Origin of the sequence: Sodalis sp. dw_96 (genome assembly GCF_018449575.1) — a bacterium.
Lineage (GTDB): Bacteria > Pseudomonadota > Gammaproteobacteria > Enterobacterales > Enterobacteriaceae > Acerihabitans.
Genome location: NZ_JAAVUT010000027.1, coordinates 44,994 through 67,123, shown reverse-complemented (window position 1 = coordinate 67,123; position 22,130 = coordinate 44,994). Strand labels below are relative to the sequence as shown.

The 22,130-nt window shown below is 52.4% G+C and carries 26 protein-coding genes; 14 read left to right on the top strand and 12 right to left on the bottom strand.

Going from position 1 to position 22,130, the window contains the following annotated elements; translation table 11 throughout:
- The 6 genes from HB631_RS24510 to HB631_RS24485 form a co-directional block, all read right to left on the bottom strand.
- Positions 1-928 (bottom strand): baseplate J/gp47 family protein (locus HB631_RS24510; protein WP_213993797.1); only part of this gene is annotated, 928 nt, incomplete at its 3' end.
- A gap of 3 nt (positions 929-931) precedes the next feature.
- Positions 932-1,366 (bottom strand): phage GP46 family protein, encoded by a 435-nt coding sequence (locus tag HB631_RS24505; RefSeq protein WP_213993796.1) that lies wholly within the window; start codon positions 1,364-1,366, stop codon positions 932-934.
- Positions 1,366-1,959 (bottom strand): phage baseplate assembly protein, encoded by a 594-nt coding sequence (locus tag HB631_RS24500; protein WP_213993802.1) that lies wholly within the window; start codon positions 1,957-1,959, stop codon positions 1,366-1,368. The genes HB631_RS24505 and HB631_RS24500 overlap by 1 nt, the downstream gene beginning before the upstream one ends.
- On the bottom strand, positions 1,946-3,010 hold the full coding sequence (locus HB631_RS24495) for a phage baseplate assembly protein (RefSeq protein ID WP_213993795.1): 1,065 nt from the start codon (positions 3,008-3,010) through the stop codon (positions 1,946-1,948). Before HB631_RS24495 ends, HB631_RS24500 begins: the two co-directional genes overlap by 14 nt.
- A complete protein-coding gene (locus HB631_RS24490) occupies positions 3,007-4,410 on the bottom strand; it encodes a DNA circularization N-terminal domain-containing protein (RefSeq protein WP_213993794.1) in 1,404 nt (467 codons plus the stop codon). The genes HB631_RS24495 and HB631_RS24490 overlap by 4 nt, the downstream gene beginning before the upstream one ends.
- A gap of 61 nt (positions 4,411-4,471) precedes the next feature.
- Positions 4,472-4,969 carry a hypothetical protein gene (locus HB631_RS24485; RefSeq protein WP_213993793.1) on the bottom strand — a complete coding sequence of 166 codons (498 nt, stop codon included), beginning with the start codon at positions 4,967-4,969 and terminating at the stop codon, positions 4,472-4,474.
- 474 nt (positions 4,970-5,443) lie between these two features.
- On the opposite strand from HB631_RS24485, the gene HB631_RS24480 reads away from it, so the two are divergent.
- From HB631_RS24480 to HB631_RS24470, 3 genes are read left to right on the top strand one after another with little or no spacing between them, the layout of a single operon-like run.
- Positions 5,444-5,827: a transposase gene (locus tag HB631_RS24480; protein WP_213993792.1), complete on the top strand. Its 384-nt coding sequence runs from the start codon at positions 5,444-5,446 to the stop codon at positions 5,825-5,827.
- Positions 5,824-6,171 carry an IS66 family insertion sequence element accessory protein TnpB gene (gene tnpB / locus HB631_RS24475; protein WP_213993791.1) on the top strand — a complete coding sequence of 116 codons (348 nt, stop codon included), beginning with the start codon at positions 5,824-5,826 and terminating at the stop codon, positions 6,169-6,171. Before HB631_RS24480 ends, tnpB begins: the two co-directional genes overlap by 4 nt.
- 30 nt (positions 6,172-6,201) lie before the next feature.
- Entirely contained in the window at positions 6,202-7,740 is a 1,539-nt protein-coding gene (locus HB631_RS24470; RefSeq protein ID WP_213993790.1) for an IS66 family transposase, read from the top strand.
- Between the two features lie 26 nt (positions 7,741-7,766).
- On the opposite strand, the gene HB631_RS24465 is transcribed toward HB631_RS24470, so the two are convergent.
- Genes HB631_RS24465 through HB631_RS24455 form a run of 3 tightly spaced genes read right to left on the bottom strand, consistent with a single transcriptional unit; the run spans position 7,767 to position 8,910 of the window.
- A complete protein-coding gene (locus HB631_RS24465) occupies positions 7,767-8,237 on the bottom strand; it encodes a lytic transglycosylase domain-containing protein (RefSeq protein WP_213993789.1) in 471 nt (156 codons plus the stop codon).
- Positions 8,195-8,668: a glycoside hydrolase family protein gene (locus HB631_RS24460; protein ID WP_255557266.1), complete on the bottom strand. Its 474-nt coding sequence runs from the start codon at positions 8,666-8,668 to the stop codon at positions 8,195-8,197. Before HB631_RS24460 ends, HB631_RS24465 begins: the two co-directional genes overlap by 43 nt.
- Positions 8,668-8,910 (bottom strand): phage holin, encoded by a 243-nt coding sequence (locus HB631_RS24455; protein WP_213993788.1) that lies wholly within the window; start codon positions 8,908-8,910, stop codon positions 8,668-8,670. Before HB631_RS24455 ends, HB631_RS24460 begins: the two co-directional genes overlap by 1 nt.
- Before the next feature lie 212 nt (positions 8,911-9,122).
- Between HB631_RS24455 and HB631_RS24450 the strand changes: the two genes are divergently transcribed.
- The 10 genes from HB631_RS24450 to zur all read left to right on the top strand — a co-directional run bounded on the left by HB631_RS24450 (position 9,123) and on the right by zur (position 17,275).
- Entirely contained in the window at positions 9,123-9,383 is a 261-nt protein-coding gene (locus HB631_RS24450) for a type II toxin-antitoxin system RelE/ParE family toxin (RefSeq protein ID WP_213993787.1), read from the top strand.
- 60 nt (positions 9,384-9,443) lie between these two features.
- Entirely contained in the window at positions 9,444-9,803 is a 360-nt protein-coding gene (locus HB631_RS24445; protein ID WP_213993786.1) for a helix-turn-helix transcriptional regulator, read from the top strand.
- Positions 9,804-9,899: 96 nt separating this feature from the next.
- The gene (locus tag HB631_RS27180) at positions 9,900-10,040 is read left to right on the top strand and encodes a hypothetical protein (RefSeq protein ID WP_255557264.1); all 141 of its coding nucleotides are present in this window, start codon (positions 9,900-9,902) and stop codon (positions 10,038-10,040) included.
- Entirely contained in the window at positions 10,027-10,278 is a 252-nt protein-coding gene (locus HB631_RS24440; protein WP_255557263.1) for a pyocin activator PrtN family protein, read from the top strand. The genes HB631_RS27180 and HB631_RS24440 overlap by 14 nt, the downstream gene beginning before the upstream one ends.
- A 534-nt stretch (positions 10,279-10,812) precedes the next feature.
- Complete coding sequence (locus tag HB631_RS24435; RefSeq protein ID WP_213993784.1) at positions 10,813-12,198, top strand: MmgE/PrpD family protein; 1,386 nt, start codon at positions 10,813-10,815, stop codon at positions 12,196-12,198.
- A gap of 86 nt (positions 12,199-12,284) precedes the next feature.
- The gene (locus HB631_RS24430; protein ID WP_213993783.1) at positions 12,285-13,040 is read left to right on the top strand and encodes an SDR family NAD(P)-dependent oxidoreductase; all 756 of its coding nucleotides are present in this window, start codon (positions 12,285-12,287) and stop codon (positions 13,038-13,040) included.
- A gap of 26 nt (positions 13,041-13,066) precedes the next feature.
- Positions 13,067-13,744, top strand: a complete 678-nt coding sequence (locus HB631_RS24425; RefSeq protein ID WP_213993782.1) for an FCD domain-containing protein — start codon at positions 13,067-13,069, stop codon at positions 13,742-13,744.
- Positions 13,745-13,855: 111 nt separating this feature from the next.
- A complete protein-coding gene (locus HB631_RS24420; RefSeq protein WP_213993781.1) occupies positions 13,856-15,238 on the top strand; it encodes an MmgE/PrpD family protein in 1,383 nt (460 codons plus the stop codon).
- 712 nt (positions 15,239-15,950) lie between these two features.
- Positions 15,951-16,601, top strand: a complete 651-nt coding sequence (gene rcsA / locus HB631_RS24415; protein ID WP_213993780.1) for a transcriptional regulator RcsA — start codon at positions 15,951-15,953, stop codon at positions 16,599-16,601.
- Between the two features lie 164 nt (positions 16,602-16,765).
- The gene (gene zur, locus HB631_RS24410; protein ID WP_213993779.1) at positions 16,766-17,275 is read left to right on the top strand and encodes a zinc uptake transcriptional repressor Zur; all 510 of its coding nucleotides are present in this window, start codon (positions 16,766-16,768) and stop codon (positions 17,273-17,275) included.
- Positions 17,276-17,419: 144 nt separating this feature from the next.
- Here zur and HB631_RS24405 read toward each other — a convergent pair whose 3' ends face one another.
- The 3 genes from HB631_RS24405 to HB631_RS24395 form a co-directional block, all read right to left on the bottom strand.
- Positions 17,420-17,629, bottom strand: a complete 210-nt coding sequence (locus tag HB631_RS24405) for a CsbD family protein (RefSeq protein WP_213993778.1) — start codon at positions 17,627-17,629, stop codon at positions 17,420-17,422.
- 746 nt (positions 17,630-18,375) lie between these two features.
- Complete coding sequence (gene lexA / locus HB631_RS24400; RefSeq protein WP_213993777.1) at positions 18,376-18,984, bottom strand: transcriptional repressor LexA; 609 nt, start codon at positions 18,982-18,984, stop codon at positions 18,376-18,378.
- Positions 18,985-19,107: 123 nt separating this feature from the next.
- Complete coding sequence (locus tag HB631_RS24395; protein WP_213993776.1) at positions 19,108-19,476, bottom strand: diacylglycerol kinase; 369 nt, start codon at positions 19,474-19,476, stop codon at positions 19,108-19,110.
- Positions 19,477-19,601: 125 nt separating this feature from the next.
- On the opposite strand from HB631_RS24395, the gene plsB reads away from it, so the two are divergent.
- Entirely contained in the window at positions 19,602-22,064 is a 2,463-nt protein-coding gene (gene plsB, locus HB631_RS24390; protein WP_213993775.1) for a glycerol-3-phosphate 1-O-acyltransferase PlsB, read from the top strand.
- The last annotated feature ends 66 nt before the right edge of the window (positions 22,065-22,130 follow it).

Here is a 22,130-nt window from a genome sequence, read left to right as displayed (position 1 = left end):
TTAGCCCACTGATCGTGAAGTCCACCGTGGTTTTGATGGGCGAGCAGACATAAACCAGTGCGGTGACCGGCTGCAGGGGAAAAATATAATCTGCCACCCGTAATTGGTCGCCGGTTGCCTTCCCGGCGGTATAGGTTTCTTTCGTGGCTACACCGTCCGTTCCTATCGGAAAACCGCCATCATTGTTGGCGTTGTCGCCATCCAGCATGATATACACGCCCACCGTTCCGGCCCCCATCAGGCGCGGTGCCACCCATGCCCGTGTTACGCCTGACACATCCAAAGCCCATCCCTCATAGTCATTGCTATTGCCGCCTTGAGGGGTGTTCTGGTAAGCAAGCAGCATGCGGGACCTGAATGCGTCTTCCGTTTCAATATCCGCCCCGCCGGTGATCACCGCGGTAGCCGTGACCTGGCTGTTAATCCCTACGGCAGCAGCGTCCAATGTTAATAATGTCCCGAGAGGTGCATTACCCGTCTCACCGCCGCCTGTTGAATCATCCGATGGGTCCGGGAGAACGGCTGTAATGGCCCCTAAGGCCGCCCCGTCGGAGCCGATTGTGATCCCTGCGTCCAGGGTATATTGATATCCGTCACTGCGATTGAGGACAGCACCGGCAGCCAACGTTGCGCCGGTTGTTCCGGTAATGGCAACCGTTGGGCATGTGGCCGCCGTGGCGGGCTTCTGCGTGATGCTTTTGAGTGCCGCCCACGCTGCTAAATATTCATCCGTGGCCGTGTAGGGAACGGCCTGTTTTGCAATCCAGTCCAGGTATCCATAGTGCAGATAGGCCATGCCGGCATCGGCATCCCCCAGGATCCCCATATTGGAAAATCTCAGCAGCGCGCCGATATTTTTAAGTTCTGACTGAATAAATGCCTGGTTGCGCTGGCGCAGTTCGGTCAGCGTCGGTCGATTGTAGGGCATGTTTTATTTCTCCCAGACCCAGGAATATTTGAACGCCGGCGATGTGCCGTCTGGTTTAAAGAAAGCGATTTGCATATTTAACCGGCGGGGGTAGACAATCTGCGTGGTGATCGTGACGCTGCTGACTACACTGTCATCAATCAGCCATTGCAATGCCTCAGTAGCATAGGTTTCGGCCCGGGCGGCGGTGGCCGGCGTTAATTTCTGGCGCCGCAACAACCATAACCGGGAGCCTATGGGGTAATCCGCGCCGGTGTCTCCCCACCAGCCTCGGCGGCCAACGGCATCATAATCATCATCGGCCCGCGCCAACCGATCAGTGAAAAGGCTAATTAGGATGGCCGTTTCCAGATCGTTCCCGCTGAGCAAGTCTCCCTGGCCCGCCTGCCAGTCGCCGATCGACTGTTCGCCATCCCATAAAGTGGTAATGTCGGTCATTAGACGGGATCCCCTGTGGTTTGGTTGACAACGGTCGAGTCTCCGCCTTCAACTTCTTTAACCTGGTGAGTATGCGCATTGTAAGCATCGCGCAATTGTTTCAGGGTGACGGCGTTAGAGCCGCTGTTATCGATAATATCGCCGGTGCAATACAAAACAGGCGTATCCAGGGTAACGCTCACGGTCGCTGTGGCTTTAAGAGTGGTCGCATTATTGACCGTGACCGGCTGGCCATTCGCCTCAACGACGATCCCGGTTTCCGTCAGTTTGACGTATTGCCCCCACTGGCTGTAAATCACCGTCTCGCCGGGCTCAAGACCTGTGTGCCGTGACCCCTGGTGGTTGGAGGCAATGATCACCGGGCTTGACCTGTCACCGCCCAAAAATGCAAGTACGACATCAGTTCCCATCGGCAGACCAGAAGAGAAACCGAATTCCGCTAGGCGATTGGTTTTATCGCGCACCTCCATAGAAGTTTGATATTGGACCTGCTGAACCACGCCACCATCTGACAGCCCGGTTATGCGCCCAATGCCTATCATCATTTTTACCTGGCGATAAAGCCTCGAAAGACTGTCATTAATGTCCATTATTCACCAGCTCAGGAACTTCCTGATAAAATTGGTAAGGTTGCACGGTAAAGGCTTCGGGAGGCATCAGGACCATATGCGCTACGGTTCCCCTATCGTCCTTGACGTAAGTCACCTCAGAGAGCAACCAGGACACATTCTTCAATCCGAAGATAGGTATGTTAATCGGGATCAAGGTATTGGGTGTCCACAGAACGCCGGCGCTATCTCGCCAACTATCAACGGTGACTTGCAGCTTTTTCGAGCGTCCATAGCGGCGATTCATCTCCCAATTTATGCAGTCCTGCGCTTTATCATGGGCAACCATGGTGCTTTCGACTATCACAATATGATTGCGATAGCGCATGGTCAGCGCTTCCGGATCTGTGGCTGTTGCCTTGGTGACGGCGCTATAGTCCCCTGTCATGGGGGTTACCGACAGTGAGACGCCCGTATAGTTTGAAAAACGCTCGTCAATGGATGTCTCATAGGCAGCGTCCTGAATGTTGGCGCCTTGAGCTACGCCGCTGGCCGCTTTTTTCGTTCCCACGCGGGTGAGAAATAGATTTCCATCAGGCAGATCGTAATAGAGCAGCGCCGCCCATCGGGATATCCGGTCGATAATTTCTTGGGAGGACTCGCCCCAGTTAAGGGTAAATTGCGGAACCATAGCCAAACCGGACACATCGGACGAGACGGTAATACCATAGGGATCTGCCAGACGTTGCGCTATCTGAAGGGCGTTTGCATTGCTGATAACGTTGTTGGGCCACTCAGCGGAGCAGTCCACCAGGTCTTGACATTTACTGCGCCCTACCGCCCTGACTTCATGACGTGCGCTGGATATCATCGGTGCCCACCGGTCGACATAGCCGGTTAAGACCGGGTCGGTACCAATTTTGACGACGCAGGGATCGCCGGGCTTTACCAACTGCTGTTCAGGATTACCAGGGTAAAAGTTGAGCAGAGATAAATCGAAATCACTGGGTAGGCGCTCAATACCTCGCGTCACGCGGACCTGATCCCGCCCTGATATGATTTTACCGCCAATGGTCAGGCTTAATTCATCGCTCATGATGTCAACGCCTTAAATGAAGTTGGCATAAACGCCGGATGAACAGGATCGGCCATTTTCATTAAAGATTCGGCGCGAGCTGCATCCTGATAAAGCCGATTGGCAAGATAAAGTGCCGGCAGCGAGCGGCTAAAATTCATCGGCTGAACATCGGCCAGATTGGCGCCGGTACTCTGCAGGGTGGTAACGACCGCCTCCCTAAGGGCCTGCATTTCCCGATAGACATCGTCATAGCCTGTATTGGCGACCGTTAGGGTCACAGAATCAATCACGGCGATCACTCGGGCCAGCACATTCATCGCATCATCATAACTAGACGGCGAGTACTGCGCGGCAGCGTTGGCCATGGCGCCCGCAGCCAGAACGACAAAATAATAATTTGCAGCTGCGGCAATCCCACTGTCACTGACCGCCGGGCGGTATGTAGTGTCCGTGAAAGCGGCCAGGCTCTCCCAAACACGGATCAGATCGCTCAGGCTTGCTATCCCACTATTGATGGCATCCGCAATCGCCTGGGCATTTGCTGAATACGCCTCGATAGTGGTTGAATCCAGTAGGGCTGCTGTTGAGGCGTCTATGGCGGCCCGGTTTTCGATTGATGTCGCAATTTTTTCAGCCACAAGACCATCATAATCGTCCGTGTCCGCAGTCGTGCTCACATTCCCTGTCGTGCCCGATACGCTCCCGCCTACATCACCATTTTCATATCGCCCGTATCGTGTGCTGCCGAATGTCGATTTGAGGGTGTTATTTAGGTTGGTGGCCTCATCGGCAGTGCTGGTCACCATGCTGGACCAAAACTTGCCGGTGCTTTTTAGGGTCTTGATAGCCTGAGTGACTGTACGTAAATCGCCCTTTACTTCAGAAATAAACGTGGCGGCAATTTTTGATACCAAAGAGAGATAAGAGGTGGTTACCGTCGAAGTGGCGCTGGCGGCATCAGTCAGGGCAAAAACTTTCAGTCCCGATTCAATCACCGTCAAGGTGAATTCAAATACGCGGCCGGCCGGGCCTTCTGTGATTTTCAGCCCACCAGCCGGAATGCTGACCGTCAACTCGCCCAGCGTGGGATGAATAAGCGTACCAGGCCCGGAAGTTTCGCAGGCGGCCACCAGCGAATCGCGCTGGGTCATCACGTCGCCAGCCGTATAAAGCAGGCTGCTTTGAATGATGAACCCGCGCAGCGTCAGCTTACGGGTTGAGCGTCCCAGGTCTTCAACCCAGACCGAATCTCGGAAGGGGTATTCATGCACCGCCTGGCGGCGGCCGAACTCACCATCACCGGTTGTCACGGCGAAGGGGACGCCGCGGAATGAGGCTGCATGCAGATGATCGGACCAAATCCAACTATCTCCGGAGCCACCCAGCAATGAGGATAATTCGTCACTTAATATGGACATGCTTTACTCCATATAGCAAAAAACCCTCCGAAGAGGGTTTTGTTCAATGATATATATTTTATTATTTTAGAGTGATGCCACACGCAGTCACAAAATCGGCAACAGCTTTTGAAGACCCTTGAGCATCGGTTGATAATGATAATTTCATCCCAACAGATGTATTCTGAAGACCTAATAAGATTTTATTTCTTGCTGATTTTATTTGCGAGAGTAGCGTTAGGATCAGGTCTTTATCTGCCGCTGATATCGACATGTAAGTGTCATTGCGGCGCCCCATGATAGCGTCAAATTTAACAACATCCGCTGAATCGACCTTCACGAGCATATCAATAGGAGCCGGGGGTATCTCAGCTGCCGTTGTTTTTTCAAGGTAAGAGATCGACAAATTATCTGGAGAGCAATCAAAAACGAGTAAAGAACTCGCCGAGTTCAAATCACCAAAGAGCATTGCATTTTTTTTGCCTGAGAAAATGTCATCATCAACTTTTGTATACCATGCCGCGTGACAAAGTGTTGAGAAAAAAATAGCCGCCATGATAAGAATTGTTCTTATTTTCACCGTTGGATGCTCCTACATTATTTTCCATCATACCGATGGCAGGATTTATAGTGCTCCCTGTTTTATTCTTAATCCACCGAATTTTAGGTACTTACAATAAAAAATTACGGAAAGCTCAATGACGTTGTGACCTTCGGTCCTGACTTAGTGAGAACCTGTTTTTGGCCGGTCTGGCTGTTGACGATGGTTATCTCTAATTGCATTTTGTTATCCTTCAGAGCTGAAGCGATGACGTTCGCTATGTTCTGAGGGGGCGCATCTGCACTGGCCGTGTCTGGCGATTTTGGTGTATTAATCCTATAGGGAGGGGTAACTTCCGGGACGCCAGAATCCGTCGATCCGGACCTGTATACTGGAGAGTATGAAGGTAATCCAGGCATAACTTTGTCGTAAGCGTCGTCTCAGTGCCGTCTGTTAATTTCTCGTCCAATTGTCAAAGATGATGTCCATCATTTTTTTTAACGGACGCTACCCATGAAACAACCCCCCGAAAAACCCTCAAGACGTCGTCCCAATTTCCCCCTGGACTTTAAGATCAATCTGGTTGAGCAAGCACTCCAGCCCGGCGTATCCATCGCTAAGCTGGCACGAGATAACGGTATCAATGATAATTTGCTGTTCAACTGGCGCCAGCTCTACCGCCAGGGCAAGTTCGGCGTACAGCCTAAACTCCCCGCGACAAAGCAGGCTGAACTGTTGGCGGTCACGCTGGCCACCGGGCCATCACGTTCACCTTCTGCCGAACAACCGGTTACCTGCGACATTGAGTTCACCGATACCCGGTTACGTCTGACCGGCAACCTGACGCCGGCGCTGTTATGCGCCCTTATCCATGAACTCAAGGGTCCGCAATCATGACAGTCTTCCCGACGGGAACCCGTATCTGGCTGGTCGCCGGTCACACCGATATGCGAAAGGGCTTCCAGGGCCTGGCCGCCCAAGTTGAGGTCACCCTGCGCGAAGACCCGTTGTCCGGTCATGTCTTTGTCTTTCGGGGCCGGGGCGGCAACCTGATAAAGGTGCTCTGGTCGACCGGCGACGGCCTGTGCCTGCTGGCAAAACGCCTTGAGCGGGGCCGCTTCGTCTGGCCGCAAGCCCAGGACGGCAAGGTGTTCCTGACACAAGCCCAGTTGTCGATGCTAATGGAATCAATCGACTGGCGGCAACCAAAACGCATTCCGTTTAGACAATCGATATTGTAATCGCGCACCCGCCGCCCTTACCATCCCGGCATGAAAACGAAAAACCATGCCCTGCCCAATGATGTGCCTGCACTGCGGGCCTTGGTCGCGCAACAACAGGCGACCATCGCATCCCTGCACGACAACCTTAACGCACGTAAAGCGGAAATCGACCATCTGCAAGCGCAACTGGCAAAACTGCGTCGTCTGTACTTCGGGCGCAGCTCGGAAAAGGCCGGGCGGCAGATAGTCCAGCTGGAAAATCGCCTTGAAGCGCTGCTGACGGACGATAACGTCCCGTCCGCGCGGGTCGCTGACCCGGCGGCGGTACGCCCCTCTTCGCCCCGTCACCCCTTGCCGGCACACCTGCCGCGCGAAGAACGCTGTCTGGAGCCGCAGGAGCCGGCCTGTCCCGCCTGCGGCGGTGACCTCAAGCCGCTGGGTGAGGACGTCAGCGAGCAGTTGGAACTGATTAAAAGCGCGTTCAAGGTGATAAAAACCCGGCGTAAAAAGAAGGCCTGCGCCCGCTGCGACGTTATCGTCCAGGCGCCGGCGCCGTCGCGTCCCATCGAGCGCGGCATCGCCGGTCCCGGCCTGCTGGCGCGCGTGATGACGGCGAAATACGCGGAGCACCTGCCGCTGTATCGGCAAGCGGAAATTTTCGCCCGCCAGGGCGTCACACTGAGCCGGGCCACGATGGCCGGCTGGGTGGGGCTGTGCCGCAATCTGCTGGCCCCGTTGGCCGACGCGGTATGCGACTATGTGATGAATACGGGCAAAGTGCACGTCGACGACACGCCGGTGGACGTGCTGCAACCGGGCAAAGGCAAGCCGAAAACCGGCCGGCTGTGGGTCTATGTGCGCGACGACCGCAATGCCGGTTCGCGACTTCCGCCCGCGGTGTGGTTCGCCTACAGCCCGGACCGCAAGGGGGTTCACCCGCAAACGCATCTGGCCGGGTTCAGCGGACTGTTGCAGGCGGATGCGTACGCGGGCTTCAATCCGCTGTATGAGGAAGGCCATATCCGTGAAGTCGGCTGCATGGCCCACGCCCGGCGCAAAATCCATGATATCCACGTGCGTACCCCGTCGCCGACCACCGCCGAGGCCCTGCAGCGGATCGGTGAACTGTATGCAATCGAAGCCGACATCCGGGGGTGTGGGGCCGAAGAACGAAGGCAGGTGCGCGAAACGCGCTCCCGGCCGATACTCACCAGCCTGGAGCATTGGATCCGGGAAAAGTTAACGACGTTATCGCGCCAGGCCGATACGGCGAAGGCGTTCAACTACCTGATGAACCACTGGCAGGCACTGTGTTATTACAGTACCGATGGCTGGGCGGAGATCGATAATAATATCGCCGAAAACGCGCTGCGGATGGTGAGCCTGGGCCGGAAAAATTATCTCTTCATGGGCTCGGACAGCGGCGGCGACCGGGCGGCGCTGATGTATACGCTTATCGGCAGTTGCAAACTGAACGGCGTTGAGCCGGAAGCGTATCTGCGCCATGTGCTGGCGGTTATCGCGGATCATCCCATCAACAAAATCAAAGATCTCCTGCCGTGGAACCTCACATTATCTGCCGGATAAGCGTCAATACGCCAGTGAGTTGACGCTTACACTTTGTCTAGATAGTTTCTGGTTTCAGCGGGCATTCTTGCCAAACCATACTTATCCACATTCTGTCCACCCTCATTATATGCAGCTACGGCTTTAGCTACATCCCCCTGATACCGGATTAACAAATCAGATAATAGATGAGCGGCAGCTTCTGAAGATTTGTTTAGGTTCAGCCTGTCTTCACGATTATTTAATCCATACTGCGCGCCTGTTTCTGGCATAAACTGAAACGGCCCCTCTGCACCTTTGGGTGAATAAAGGTGCCTTCCTCCGCCAGACTCTGCTTGGTAGACTCGATTGAGCAACCCTGAAGGAAGCTGATATTTAGCCTCAAGTTGCGGAAAGAGGTTTCCACCCTGCCCGCCGCCGTTGCTCTGTGAATTGTAAGCAGGGGGTTGAACACGGATCTTATTGACATCATCGTTCAGCTGCTGAGCCTGCCAGACGGGGCCGTAGTACTGCTGCATTTTTGCACGCAAGGCGTCAGAAGCGTACCCCAAGTAAAGATCTGATTTTTCCTTGAACGAGAGGGTCTTTTTGAATTTCTCATCCCCTTGCGGAACGCGCCAATGCCGTTGTGAAATGCCATGGAATAGAGGGCCGCCCGCTCGAACGCGTCTATCGGGACTTTCACTTCGCTATCAACCGTTTTTTTGACGGGTGCCAGATCTTTCTGTAATAGCGCAACACATTCAGAGTCGGAATAATATTTGCTGGGAATGACGTCCTTACCCGTGTGGCCGTCGCATATAGTTTCCACTCCAGCACCGTCTTTGTAGGCGTAATGCCGGGTTCCCTCTACGCCATTTGGGCCAGGGAGATAAACGCCCATGATGGCAATGGCGCCACCAGCAGCAGCGGCCAGGACGCTTTTCCGTAGAGCGGGCGACATAGCCATTATTCTGGCCTCGGAATAATCGTCTTACCCTCGCGGGCCGCCGCCTCAATCGCCCTGGTCTGGCGGCGCTGGAAATAGAGATTCGTGAAATAAGTAGCGATACCGATCACTATCCCGATAATGATCGCTGCCTGACTCCAGTCGACATGGCGAAACCAATCAATGAATTTCCCCAGCGCAATCAGTAGGCCAGATGACGAATACGCCCCGACGGTCGTTATTTTTTCAGGCATTTTAAGCATGCTCCGGCCTCCTCGATGTCCCGAGGGTAGTTATTTGGTAATGAGGATCGGCCCCGATGCCGTAGGCGCGGGATCATTTAGTCTGTTCGTCAGATTTGGCAAAGAGGCCGAATTTAATTAGATAAATAATTAGATATAGGTTGACGATATTAGATAATTATCTTATTATCTAATCATCCCAAGCGGATATGCTCTTTAAAAAACGAGGAAATATGGTAAAGGTCCGATGGTCTAGGAAAGCATTGAAGCAACTGCTTTCGATTGATACCAGATACCGAAAAACCATTGAAGAAAAGGTAAATAGTTTAACCGCTTTCCCCCAGGTTCAACTCGATATCAAAAAGCTCCAGGCGACAGATAACCAGTACCGAATGAGGGTTGGCGATTACAGAGTTATTTTCCAGATTGACGATGGTGAGCCGGTAATCTGCACAATTCAGGCAGTGAAGCGTAGAACCTCAACAACCTATTAGGCGGGGAAACCCGCCAGTTTCCTCATAGACGACATAACGCGAAAACAGAGAAACCCGAATATGTCTAAAATTCAATACATCAATGATACCGCCGGCAAACCTCAGTTTGTCGTGCTGCCCATCGCTGAGTATGAAAAATTGCTCAGTGATGGCTGGGAAGATGTTCCCTACCAGGCCGACGAACACGACGACGAAACAGTACCCGGTGAAGTCGTGTCCATCATGGTCAAACAGGACGTCAGCCTATTGGCCGCCTGGCGCATTCACTCCGGGCTGTCACAGTATGACGTGGCTGAGAAACTCGAAACCACACAATCCGCTGTTTCACAGTGGGAATCTGTGGACTCGAAACCCCAGAAAAAAACCCGCGAAAAGCTGGCGGCGTTGTACGGATGCCGTCCGGAACAGTTGACGCTCTAAGATGCAGCCCCGCCAGGGGCTAATCTGCACTTTTCCGGCAAGGAATCTCTACTGGAGTAATCATAACCACAACGGCAAATTAAAGGAGATAACCGCATGAATTTACTTGAAAATAAAACCGATTTTCTAATATTTAATACAAGTATTCATCTTCTTGAAGCATATGAACAAGTGGCTATTACTGCTCGTAACTCTTCATTTCAGTGCGAACAAGGACAGAGCATTGAAGATATCTGATGTCGCCGAGAGATATCTTGGTATGAAACCCGCGACTGCAGATAAAAAAGCTGGCGCCGGTGACCTGCCGATCCCGACCTTTCGTATCGGGGACAGCCAAAAAGCACCTCGGCAAATTCACGTCCAAGACCTGGCTGATTTTATCGATAAACGTCGCCAAGAAGCTCAGGACGAACTGGAGCGGCTCAAATATAAGCGGCGAGAAGCGGCAAAAGTTGAACTGGCCCGAGCCAGATAAACGCATATTTTGGGGTGATTATTGCAGGCATCAGCACCCCAATAGCACCCCATAACATTTTAACGTGTTGAATTTTATAGCCAGTGCATCCCATCCAGCATCGGCGCGACGGAGAAGCGCTGGGAGGGGAATTGAGCCGTTACCGGTTGAAGCCGGCCGGGAGAGCATTGCGGGAATGTAGTATTGTCGAGCATTTCGGACCATTTATCGTAGTGGCTTTAACAGCACCCCCGGCCCAGTTGAACGAGACCTACGGGATAAAAATACAAAGGGCATGATAGCATATAAAATCGGCTGCCCGCCGCCATTACCAGAGCCCCCCTTCAAACCATTTATACGGTTTTCACGAGGGCTACCCATGACCTGACGCCTTTATCTGCCGTCGCTGCTAAACTTTATCGCTCGCTTTCCTGACGATTATTATCTGATCTATGTAACAGATTTGGAAAATTTACTTTACAGAATTTCCTAAACCATCGAATATTGTCGACAATATGCAATATATCCGTTCATTTGTTTATAGGGGAGCAGTTTATGTCATTTCCTGATTCTCAACAGGCTGCGATGAGAGCCGATGAAGGCGTTACTCGCGTCTTGGCCCATTATCTGGTGGCATCCAGGGCGGGGGATTTGCCGGAAAAAGTCCGCATCCACGGCATCTGTTCTTTCGTTAACTGGCTGGGCTGCGCCGTCGGGGGAAGCGGGCATCCGGCGGTGGATATGGCTTACTCGGCCCTCGCGCCCTTTGCAGGAGCGGAACAGGCTTCTCTGCTTGGTCGGAATACGCGTACGGACATCATGACGGCGGCGTTGCTCAACGGCATCGCCTCCCACGTTTTTGACTATGATGATACCCATCTTAAAACGGTCATCCACCCGGCGGGTCCGGTGGCATCAGCCATTATGGCGCTATCGGAATTTCGCGGCATCAGCGGCGCGGAGTTCATCCATGCCCTGATACTGGGCATCGAGACGGAGTGCCGCATCGGTAACGCGGTTTATCCGGACCATTATGATATCGGCTGGCATATCACCGGCACGGCGGGTGTGTTTGGCGCGGCGGCGGCGGCGGGAAAACTGTTGGGGCTTGATGAGCAACAAATGGTGTGGGCGTTGGGCCTGGCCGCGTCGCAACCGGTGGGGCTGCGGGAAATGTTCGGCACCATGACCAAAAGCTTTCATCCGGGACGGGCGGCGCAAAACGGTTTGACGGCCGCGCTGCTGGCGGCGAAGGGTTACACCAGTTCGGAACAGGGCATCGAGGCAAAACGGGGCTGGGCCAACGTGACCAGCACCCATCGCAACCTGGCGGAGATAACCGAAGGATTGGGGGAGCGTCATGAAAGCCTGCTGAACACCTTCAAACCTTTCGCCTGCGGCATCGTGATCCATCCGGTGATTGACGGCTGTCTGCAGCTACGCGATGAACACTCTTTGCAAGCCGCCGACATCGACGGCATAGAACTGCGGGTTCATCCCTTGGTGCTGGAATTAACCGGCAAGCGCACGCCGAAAACCGGTCTTGACGGTAAGTTCAGCGTCTATCACTCCGCCGCCGTGGCACTGATCCAGGGGCGGGCCGGTGAAGCGCAATACAGCAATGCGGCGGTACAGGATGAACAAATCATGGCATTAAGGGATAGAGTCAGCGCCGTCATCGATCCCGCCCTGGCTGCCGATGCCGCGCATATCGTCATCAGATTGCATAACGGCCGACGCCTTGAAATATTTGTTGAACATGCCATAGGCAGCGCGGCCAGACCGATGACCGAGCGGGATTTGAATAACAAGTTTAATGACCTGGTGGTACCGATAGTAGGACAGGATCAGGCGGCGGCGCTATTACGGGCATGCTGGGACATCGAGTCATGCCGCAATATGGCGGAACTGTCGGCCATGACTCAAGGGGAGCGACGCTAAGCTTTACCCCGACGTCGACGATATTCTTTTAGCTTTGGTAGGTCAGGGAATATAACAACGTTAATGATACAGGCGGAGGGCAATCAATGTCCGGAGAACTGAGTGGCCAGGTGGCGGTGGTGACGGGCGCGGCCCGTAATATTGGCCGGGCGATAGCCCTTGAACTGGCGGCGGCGGGTGCGGCGGTGGTGGTCAACGCCAAGCAATCCGCCGAAGCGGCGGCAGAAGTGGTCCATGAAATTGAACGTCAGGGCGGGCAAGGGTTATTGTTTCTTGCCGATATCAGCGAACCGGAGGGCGCCCGGGATTTAATGACCGCAGCGCAAAACCGCTTCGGCAGAATTGATATTTTGGTCAACAATGCCGCTATACGCCGCGAAGTCCCTTTTGCTCAATTGGACTGGGCGCAGTGGCGCGAGGTATTGTCGGTGATTCTAGATGGCGCTTACCTGTGTGCAAGCGCGGCCTTACCGGCGCTGCGACAGTCCGGCAAAGGCTCCATTATCAATATCGGCGGCATGTCCGCCCATGCGGGATCATCGGGCCGGGCGCATGTCATGGCCGCCAAAGCCGGGCTGCTGGGATTAACCCGCGCCCTTGCCCATGATTTGGGCGCCGACGGCATTACGGTGAATTGCGTGGTGCCGGGCATGATCAATACCACCCGCGGCGCGGCGGCGGGTAATACCGAACCCGCCCATCATGCGGTTCACAACACCTTATTGGGACGACGCGGCACGCCGGAGGATATTGCCGATCTGGTGCGTTTCCTCAGCGGCCCCCACGCCCGTTACCTGACCGGGCAAGTCATCCATGCCAATGGCGGCGCGTTTCTCCCTTGAAAACCCATCTCATCACAGGCGAATTTATGTCTAATACAGCTGATTCCATTATGGTATTACGTTCGTCAACCCTTTGTGATCTGGTGCAGGAAGAGATCCTGCGCCGTATCAAAACCCGGCAACTGGTGGCCGGGATGAAACTCAATGAAATGGAGCTGGCCGAGCATTTGCAAATCAGCCGCAGTCCGGTAAGAGAAGCTTTCCGCGCCTTGGAAGAGGCCGGACTGGTGTCACTGGAAAAAAACCGGGGCGCCTGGATCAGGGACATTTCCGAACAGGAAGCCGCCGAACTTTATGAGGTGCGCGCCGGCCTTGATGTCATCGCCGGTCGCCGTCTGGCGTTGATTATTACTGAGGATCAGCTGCGGGAATTACACGGAATGCTGGACCAGTTGGAGTCCAGTTCGCTGCATGACGATGTGAATAATTATTTTTTATTAAATATCGCCTTCCACGACCGGGTGGTGGCAATGGCGGGCAATGCCACATTGTTGACGCTTTATCGCCAGGTTATCAACCGTATGCATTTAATACGGATGCAAGGCCTTGCCTTATCCGGAAGCTCACAGGCTTCCCATGCCGAACACCGTATGATTTTAGCGTCGCTGGCGGCACGGGACCCCGATGCCGTTGCCCGCACCATGCGTCAGCATATTCAACAAGGGTATCAGCGCGCCTGCAGCGCGCAACATTCGGCGCTTTAGCACGCGAGAAGACATGCCGATGTAAAAGTGCGCGGGCCGTATTCTATAAGCAGCGCTTTAGCGCGCGCGATGCCTTAGTCGATCACATTCTGCACCGGGAGTGTAAACCTTATGAATGGTCGCAATATGGATAATAGCTCTATTGCCGAACGGCTTGCCCATTGGATCCTGTCCCAGGATGCCCGTGGCTATCCGCAAAAAACGGTAGACACCGCGCGCCTGCTGTTGATGGATGTGATGGGCCTATGCATTGCCGCGCGACGTGAATATTACGTACAGTCCGCCCTGTCGTCGACGGACGGCAGCGGTTTATGTACTGTATTGGGACTGCCGGGAGGGCTGACAGCTTATGATGCCGCTCTGGTGAACGGCACCGCCGCCCATGGTGAGGATTATGACGACACCTTTGAGGGCGGCCCGGTTCATTCGGGAGCGGTGATTGTGCCGGCGGTAATGGCGATTTGCGAACGTGAAGGGTTATCCGGGGAAGCATTGTTGCGGGGCATTGCCGTGGGAGCGGAGTTAATGTGCCGTCTTAGCCTGGTGGCGCCAAAAGCCATCCATCGCGCGGGGTTCCATCCCACGGCAACCATCGGCTCCGTTGCCTCGGCGGGAGCCGTTGCGGCGGCGCTGCGGCTGGATTTCGGACAGACAACATCGGCACTGGGTATTGCCGGAAGCATGGCGTCCGGGATTATCGAATACCTGGCCGAAGGGACCTCCACCAAACGCATGCACGCCGGTTGGGCTGCGCAATCGGGCATTCGCGCCGCCTTGATGGCCAGGGGAGGATTAGACGGACCCCGTACCGTGCTCGAAGGGCGCCATGGTTTTTTTCAGGCCTTCGCACCTTCGGTCACGCCTGATTTCGCCCCGCTCTTATCCGGCCTTGAGCAAGACTGGCTGATGCAGTCCATCGCCTTCAAGCCTTATGCATGCGGCACCATGACCCAGCCCTATATCGATTGCGCCATCGCCCTGGCGCGCCGGAAAATCAATCCTGCCGATATCCGTGATATTGTCTGCCGGGTGGGAGAAGGCACCGTGCACCGGCTGTGGGAGGATTTGGCGGTCAAACATCGCCCTCCCACCGCCTATGCGGCAAAATTCAGCACGCCGTTTTGCATGGCCGTGGGTTTTTATGACGGCCGTGCCGGGTTGGGGCAATTCACCCCGGCAAGAATAAACGATCCCGCGGTGCTGGCGCTGGCAAAAAAAATCCGCTATGAAATAGATCCGCAAAATCCCTACCCGGCACAGTTCACCGGCCACCTGCGGGCAACGATGAACGACGGCACCGTGTATGAGCATGTGCAGCCCTGGATGCGTGGAGGCGCGCAACAGCCGCTGTCGCCGGAAGAGCTGGCGGAAAAATTCCGTGATAACGCCCGCCACGGCGGCTGGAGTGACAGCCAAAGCGAAAAGATGCTTCACCTGTTCCAAGAGATTTTTACCCAAGTTGATTTAATCTCCCTGCAGCAGGGAAGAGTGTAGCCTTTAAAGCAAAACACCTAAAACGGATAAGCCTGGTATTTTTTAACAGGCTCTTCCCCCTGTCCAAACATATATATTATCTCAATTATGACCTATGCATTTTCAATAAAAACGAGCAAAGAAAATTTTTATTAATAGTTATTTCCCCATCATATTCAAACCTCTCCTCAGTGCGTCTGGCATAAAATGACACCGCGTTTTTTGAGCACACAAAATGAGGCTGTTTCCAGCCAGGCGGACGTGAAGCCAGGCGGTGACGGGAGAAAATTTTGCCCGCTTTAGGACCGTCGGCGCATGGTACCGAAACCGCGCTTTAGCAGCGAAGTATTAACATTCGATAAGTTTTTTTTGAAAAATATCACACTGCGTGCCAAATAACATACATTCCGTCCCAATGGCTTTAATGGCGATTTACAAACTCGTCATAATCCTCTATCACATGGATTTAGCGCATCCCCTTCGTAATTATTGAGTGAAAGGTTAACCTATGATCATTTACAGCGTGCTTATCACGATTTTGCTGATGTTAGCCATAATCAGCTTAATTTTGCATGTTAGGGAAAGCAGACAAAGAAAGATCATTTTTAACCGAACAAGCAGATGATAAACAAATACCATAAGTAATGTTTTTCGTATTCCAAAGAAAATTTATAGAACGCCTAAAAGCACTCTCTCCCTTTCAATAACATTAACTATAGATACCGCGATTATTATGACAGTGTTTATTCTTGATCCTTGCGCATACACCAGATATGCGTTGAAAAGCTCTCTTGGCGCAAATGGTGTCAAAGGAAGTATTCGTACACTGGATAGCTTGTCAACATTGAGGAAAAAATGCGAAACCGCATCTCCCTCCATTATATTTATCAATCAGAATTATTTTCAATATCAGCACGATAATGAGGAGCTTAAGTCCGTAATTGAGCAACACCCCGCGACGCTCTTTTTTATCTTTATTGGTAATGAAAGCATAAAATTCTATGATTTCATCCCAATTAAAAAAAATGTTATTATCACATCGAAATTTATCAAAATCAGCACTATCAATATGATTATCCGTTACTATCTGGATGTCAGAACATGGCTGGATGATAATAACAAGTTGGGATTTTCACCACTGCGCTTTAGTAAAACGGAAGCAGAAATCCTCACCATGTGGATGTCCGGCTACGATACGATACATATTTGCTCGCATTTACATATTAAAGAAAAAACCCTTTCTTCCCATAAAATAAATATTAAGCGGAAAACCCGGGCAAGCAACAAACAGGTTATTTATCACTTAATGACCATTGCCAACAGCGTCACGGAAGGCATCAATATCCATTCCCCCCGGGAATTGAATATCGCAGGCCACGCCTGATCGCCTGAAATATCATGTCCATGCTGTTTTGCAGCTAGCCTGGAATGCTATGCTTGGAATTTTATACCGGAAATGCGGAAATTAAGTTCAGACGACATGCCTGGATTCGGTATTTTACCGCCATCATGGTAAGATGATGAGTAGATAAGCTACGGGGATTCTCTATGAAAAGCATGACTAGTTCGCAATTGCTCAGTCAGGCTGAACAATTGTGTGAACAAAGGAATGTGCGCCTGACGCCGCAACGGCTCGAAGTATTACGCCTGATGACGCAACAGGAAGGTGCCATAAGCGCCTATGACCTGCTTGATCTCTTGCGGGCCACTGAACCCCAGGCCAAACCACCGACCATTTATCGTGCGCTGGATTTCCTGATGGAACAGGGATTTATCCATCGTGTCGAGTCAACCAACAGTTTTGTTTTATGCCATCATTTTGAAGAACCCAGCCACACATCGGCTTTTTTCATCTGCGATCGCTGCGGACAAGTCACCGAGCAATCCACCGAGGGCATTGAGGAGATTTTACAGCGAATGGCTCGTGCTGCCGGTTTTGCCATGCGGCATAACGTTGTTGAAGCACATGGTTTTTGCGTGAAGTGTTCCGAGGTACAGGCCTGCGATAGGCTGCATCACTGTGAGCATGACCATAGCATGGCCATTAAGAAAAGGTAATATCAATATAGCTACATAAGTTGGCGGGCGTGAGGTACGTAAGGTATGAAACGGGTGGTACATCCTTGTACCTTTGGGTAGGAACCCATAACATAATTAATTTTCTAATAATCGTGATAATAAGCCGGCAATTAAGTCATTCCACTACCAGCGATATTTGTTCTGAGTTTCCCAATTCTTGACTTCCTTTTCCGCTGCTTCTTTGCCGTAACCATAACGTTCTTGAATTTTACCGATTAACTGGTCACGCTTCCCTTCAACAACGGTCAAATCATCATCAGTAAGTTTGCCCCATTGTTCTTTCATTTTACCCTTGAATTGCTTCCAGTTGCCGCTTGCTTGGTCAGTATTCATTGTAAAACTCCTTCGCTATCGTTTAATGAGGAATTTTAATCATTAACCTGAATATAAGAGGTAATGAATAATCGGATTCGTTAAAGAAAATAACTAACAACGTTAATTTGTAAGCTAACCCTATGAGAATAAGTATAGCAGCGGATTTGGTGAAAGGTTTATTTCGCAGAGGATTTGACGCCATTACGGCACTAATACCCGTAATTTTTGCCAGAAGACGATATAAAACAGCAGTTAGCGTAGGGGAAGTTAATGGTCTCAAATGTAACAAGATATGAAAAAAATGCGTTTTCCTATTTGCCGGATGATGGCCTGTAAGGGGGATTTGGGCGCGGATTGATTAAATGACGACAAGGTTATTGATCGGTACAATTTATCACTAAAAAAAGCCATCTATAAAGAACGCCCTTCGTGAAGAACGTCATCTGTATAGAACGTCATCCTTGAAGAATGTCATCGGTACAGAACGAAGCGTATTCGCTCCTCCAAAATACCACCGCCGCCAACAGTGATAATCCCGACATACTTCACGTTGCAGGAGCGTTGATTATACTCGGCCCTTCCCTGGGCCTAGTCCCTCTGGCTGCTGCCAGCAGCGTTCTGATCTGCTCCAGGCGGATTGGTCGCTGCGTCGCCGCCTTCCTGCAACCCGAATTATGTTGGGTATAACCTGTGCCGAAAACCATACCGGGGGAGAATGCGGTAAAACGAGTCACCAACACATTAACGCAACAGAAGACTCAAGGTTAGATCCAATTGCCGTTGCGAATGACACCCACCGCCAAGCCTTCGATGGTGAGCTCCTGTTGACGTAAATCCACCACGATAGGAGAGAATTCACTGTTTTCAGGTAAAAGCTCAACGATATTGCCTTGCTTTTTCAGGCGCTTTACCGTGACCTCATCGTTAATCCGTGCGACAACCACCTGGCCGTTACGCGCATCCTGCGTTTTATGCACCGCCAGAAGATCTCCATCCATAATGCCGATATCTTTCATCGACATGCCGCTGACGCGCAGCAAAAAATCCGCATGAGGTTTGAACAAATCGGGATCAATTTTGTAATGGCTTTCAATATGCTGCTCCGCCAATAATGGCTCACCCGCCGCCACGCGGCCAATCAGGGGCAAACCGCTCTCTTCCTCAATCAGTAAACGGATCCCGCGGGAAGCGCCGGAGACAATTTCAATCGCCCCTTTGCGTGCCAGCGCCTTCAGATGCTCTTCGGCGGCATTTGGAGAACGGAACCCCAGCTGTTGGGCGATCTCCGCGCGCGTCGGCGGCATGCCGGTTTGCGATATGTGATCGCGGATAAGTTCATAAACCTCTTGTTGTCTGGCGGTTAACGCTTTCATTCCGTCCCCTGTTTGTTTATACAGTCTTTATGTGAGTATATACAGGTCGAGCTCAATTGAAAACCTTCTGTGCTGCAAAACACGATAAAAACGGCCTTATTTCACTGCCATATAGAAAAGACATCATTGCACCAACCGCCACAACAGGCTTATCCAGATCCAGGCCGCCAAAATGATGGCAAGCGTAACCGCCAACGAACCGAGATCCTTCGCCCGCCCCGAAAGGGGATGCAGCTCGGGTCCGATGCGGTCTACCACCGCTTCTATGGCGCTGTTGATGGTTTCAACCACCAGTACCAGCCACACCGAGCCAATCAATAAAATACGCGAAATGGGGTCGGATTCGAGATAATATGCAAGAACAATCGCCAGGACGGCCATCACCGCTTCCTGACGGAAAGCGGCTTCATGACGCCAGGCCGCGGAAAATCCTTGAAATGAATATCCCATGGCTTTATAGATACGTTTAAGTCCACTAATTTGGTTTGCCATAAATTTGCGCGCTTTAGGAAAATTGCGCCCATATTACCGGTTCTTTGCGTTCTCATCACCACAGATCTGTTGCGCGGTTTCTGGTATTCTTGTGCCGCAATGCTAACAAGAGGCTTCACAAAGATATGTCAGGTTGGCGTAACATTTATTATGCATTATTGGATTTGCCGATAAAATTATTGGTGAAAAGTAAGGTTATTCCGGCTAATCCACGGGAAGAAACCGGCCTGGATCCAATGCGGGCCATGATGTACGTGTTACCTTATAATTCCAAAGCGGACTTGCTTACCCTGCGCGGGCAATGCTTAAAGCTCGGGTTGCCGGATCCGTTAATCCCGCTGGAAATTGACGGGGTAAGCCTGCCGCGTTATGTCTTTATCAACGACGGCCCGCGGGTTTTTTCCTATTTCACCGAAAAGCCGGAGTCGGTTAAATTATTCCATAACTACCTGGATTTACACCGTAATAATCCGCGTCTCGACGTACAAATGGTGCCGGTCTCCGTGATGTTCGGTCGTGCCCCGGGGCGTGAAGCACAGCCAAACCATCCGACTCCGCAGCTGCGGCTGTTAAACGGTTTTCAAAAATTCATCGCGATTCTCTGGCTGGGGCGTGACAGTTTCGTCCGCTTTTCCAGTCCGCTGTCAATGCGGTATATGGCGACGGAACACGGTACGGATAAGACCATTGCGCAAAAGCTGGCCCGGGTCGCCCGGATACATTTTGCCCGCCAGCGCCTTGTGGCGGTGGGACCGCGTTTGCCGGTGCGCCAGGATTTATTCAATAAGCTGCTGGCGTCAAAAGCCATCGAAAAAGCCATCGAAGATGAAGCCCGCAGTAAAAAGATCTCAACCGATAAAGCGCAGCAGACCGCCATCCAGCTGATGGAGGAGATTGCGGCGGATTTTTCTTATGAGGCCATTCGCTTATCGGATCGTATCTTGAGTTGGACCTGGAATCGCCTGTATCAAGGACTGCATGTCCGCAATGCCGAGCGGGTACGGCAGTTGGCTGAAGACGGCCACGAAATCGTCTATGTTCCCTGCCACCGCAGCCATATGGATTATCTGCTGCTGTCCTATGTGCTTTATCACCAGGGCCTGGTGCCGCCGCATATCGCCGCCGGCATTAACCTGAACTTTTGGCCGGCGGGCCCGATTTTCCGGCGCCTGGGGGCATTTTTTATCCGCCGAACGTTCAAAGGCAATAAACTTTACTCCACCATTTTCCGTGAATACCTGGGGGAACTCTTCACCCGCGGCTATTCGGTGGAATATTTTATGGAAGGCGGGCGCTCTCGCACCGGACGCCTGCTGGAACCCAAGACCGGCACGCTGACCATGACCATCCAGGCCATGCTGCGGGGAGGCAACCGCCCCATTACCCTGGTGCCGATTTATGTCGGTTATGAACATGTCATGGAGGTGGCCACCTATGCCAAGGAATTGCGCGGCGCCACCAAGGAAAAAGAGGGATTTCTGCAGATGCTGCGCGGGCTGCGTAAATTACGCAATCTGGGCCAAGGTTATGTCAACTTCGGCGAGCCTTTGTCCCTGAGCGCCTATCTGAGCCAGTCCGTGCCGCAGTGGCGAGACTCCATTGATCCTATCGAAGCCCAGCGTCCCGGCTGGCTGGCGCCGGCTGTGGACGATATCGCCGGCAAAATCATGGTACGCATCAATAACGCCGCCGCGGCGAATGCCATCAATCTTTGTTCAACGGTGTTGCTGGCTTCCCGTCAGCGTTCGTTAACACGTGAACAATTGCTGCACCAGCTGACTTGCTATCTGGAGCTGATGCGCAACGTTCCCTACGCAGCGGATGTGACCATTCCGGATACCACGGCGGAAGGGTTGCTGGAGCACGCCCTGGCGATGAACAAATTTAACGTCGAGCAGGACACCATCGGCGATATCATCTATTTGTCGCGGGAACAAGCGGTGCTGATGACCTACTACCGTAATAACATCCAGCATTTATTTATCCTGCCGTCGCTGGTAGCCAGCATCGTTATCGGCCATCCCGGCATCGACCGCGCTACATTATTACACTATAGCCACCTGCTCTATCCGCTGCTTAAAGCGGAACTGTTTATGCACTATGAGACGGAGGATCTCGGCCCGGTCATCGACGCGCTGATTGAAGAACTGCTTCGGCAGGGATTGATTATCGAGGAAGCGCAACAATTATTGCTTAACCCGGTCCGCGCCCATACTTTGCAATTATTGGCCGCGGGGATACGGGAAACCCTCCAGCGTTATGCCATTACGTTCTCGTTATTGCGCTTTAACCCCCAAATCAATCGGGGCACGCTGGAGAAAGAGAGCCGGATCATGGCCCAGCGACTCTCGGTATTGCATGGTATCAATGCGCCTGAGTTTTTCGATAAAGCGGTATTTACCACGCTGGTGGCGACGCTCCGCGATGAGAACTACATCAGCGACAGCGGCGATGCCATTAGAGAAAAAGTGCTTGAAATGAGCGGGATACTCGGTGAACTGATGACGCCGGAAGTGCAACTGACCATAGAAAGCGCCAGCCTGCTGGTTGCCGCCCCCGGACTTCAACCCCTGCCGTTGCCGGAATAATACACTAAGCATTATCGGCGGTCCCTGCCGGTTTTGGCGCAAAACCGGCAGGGACCGCTGTATAAG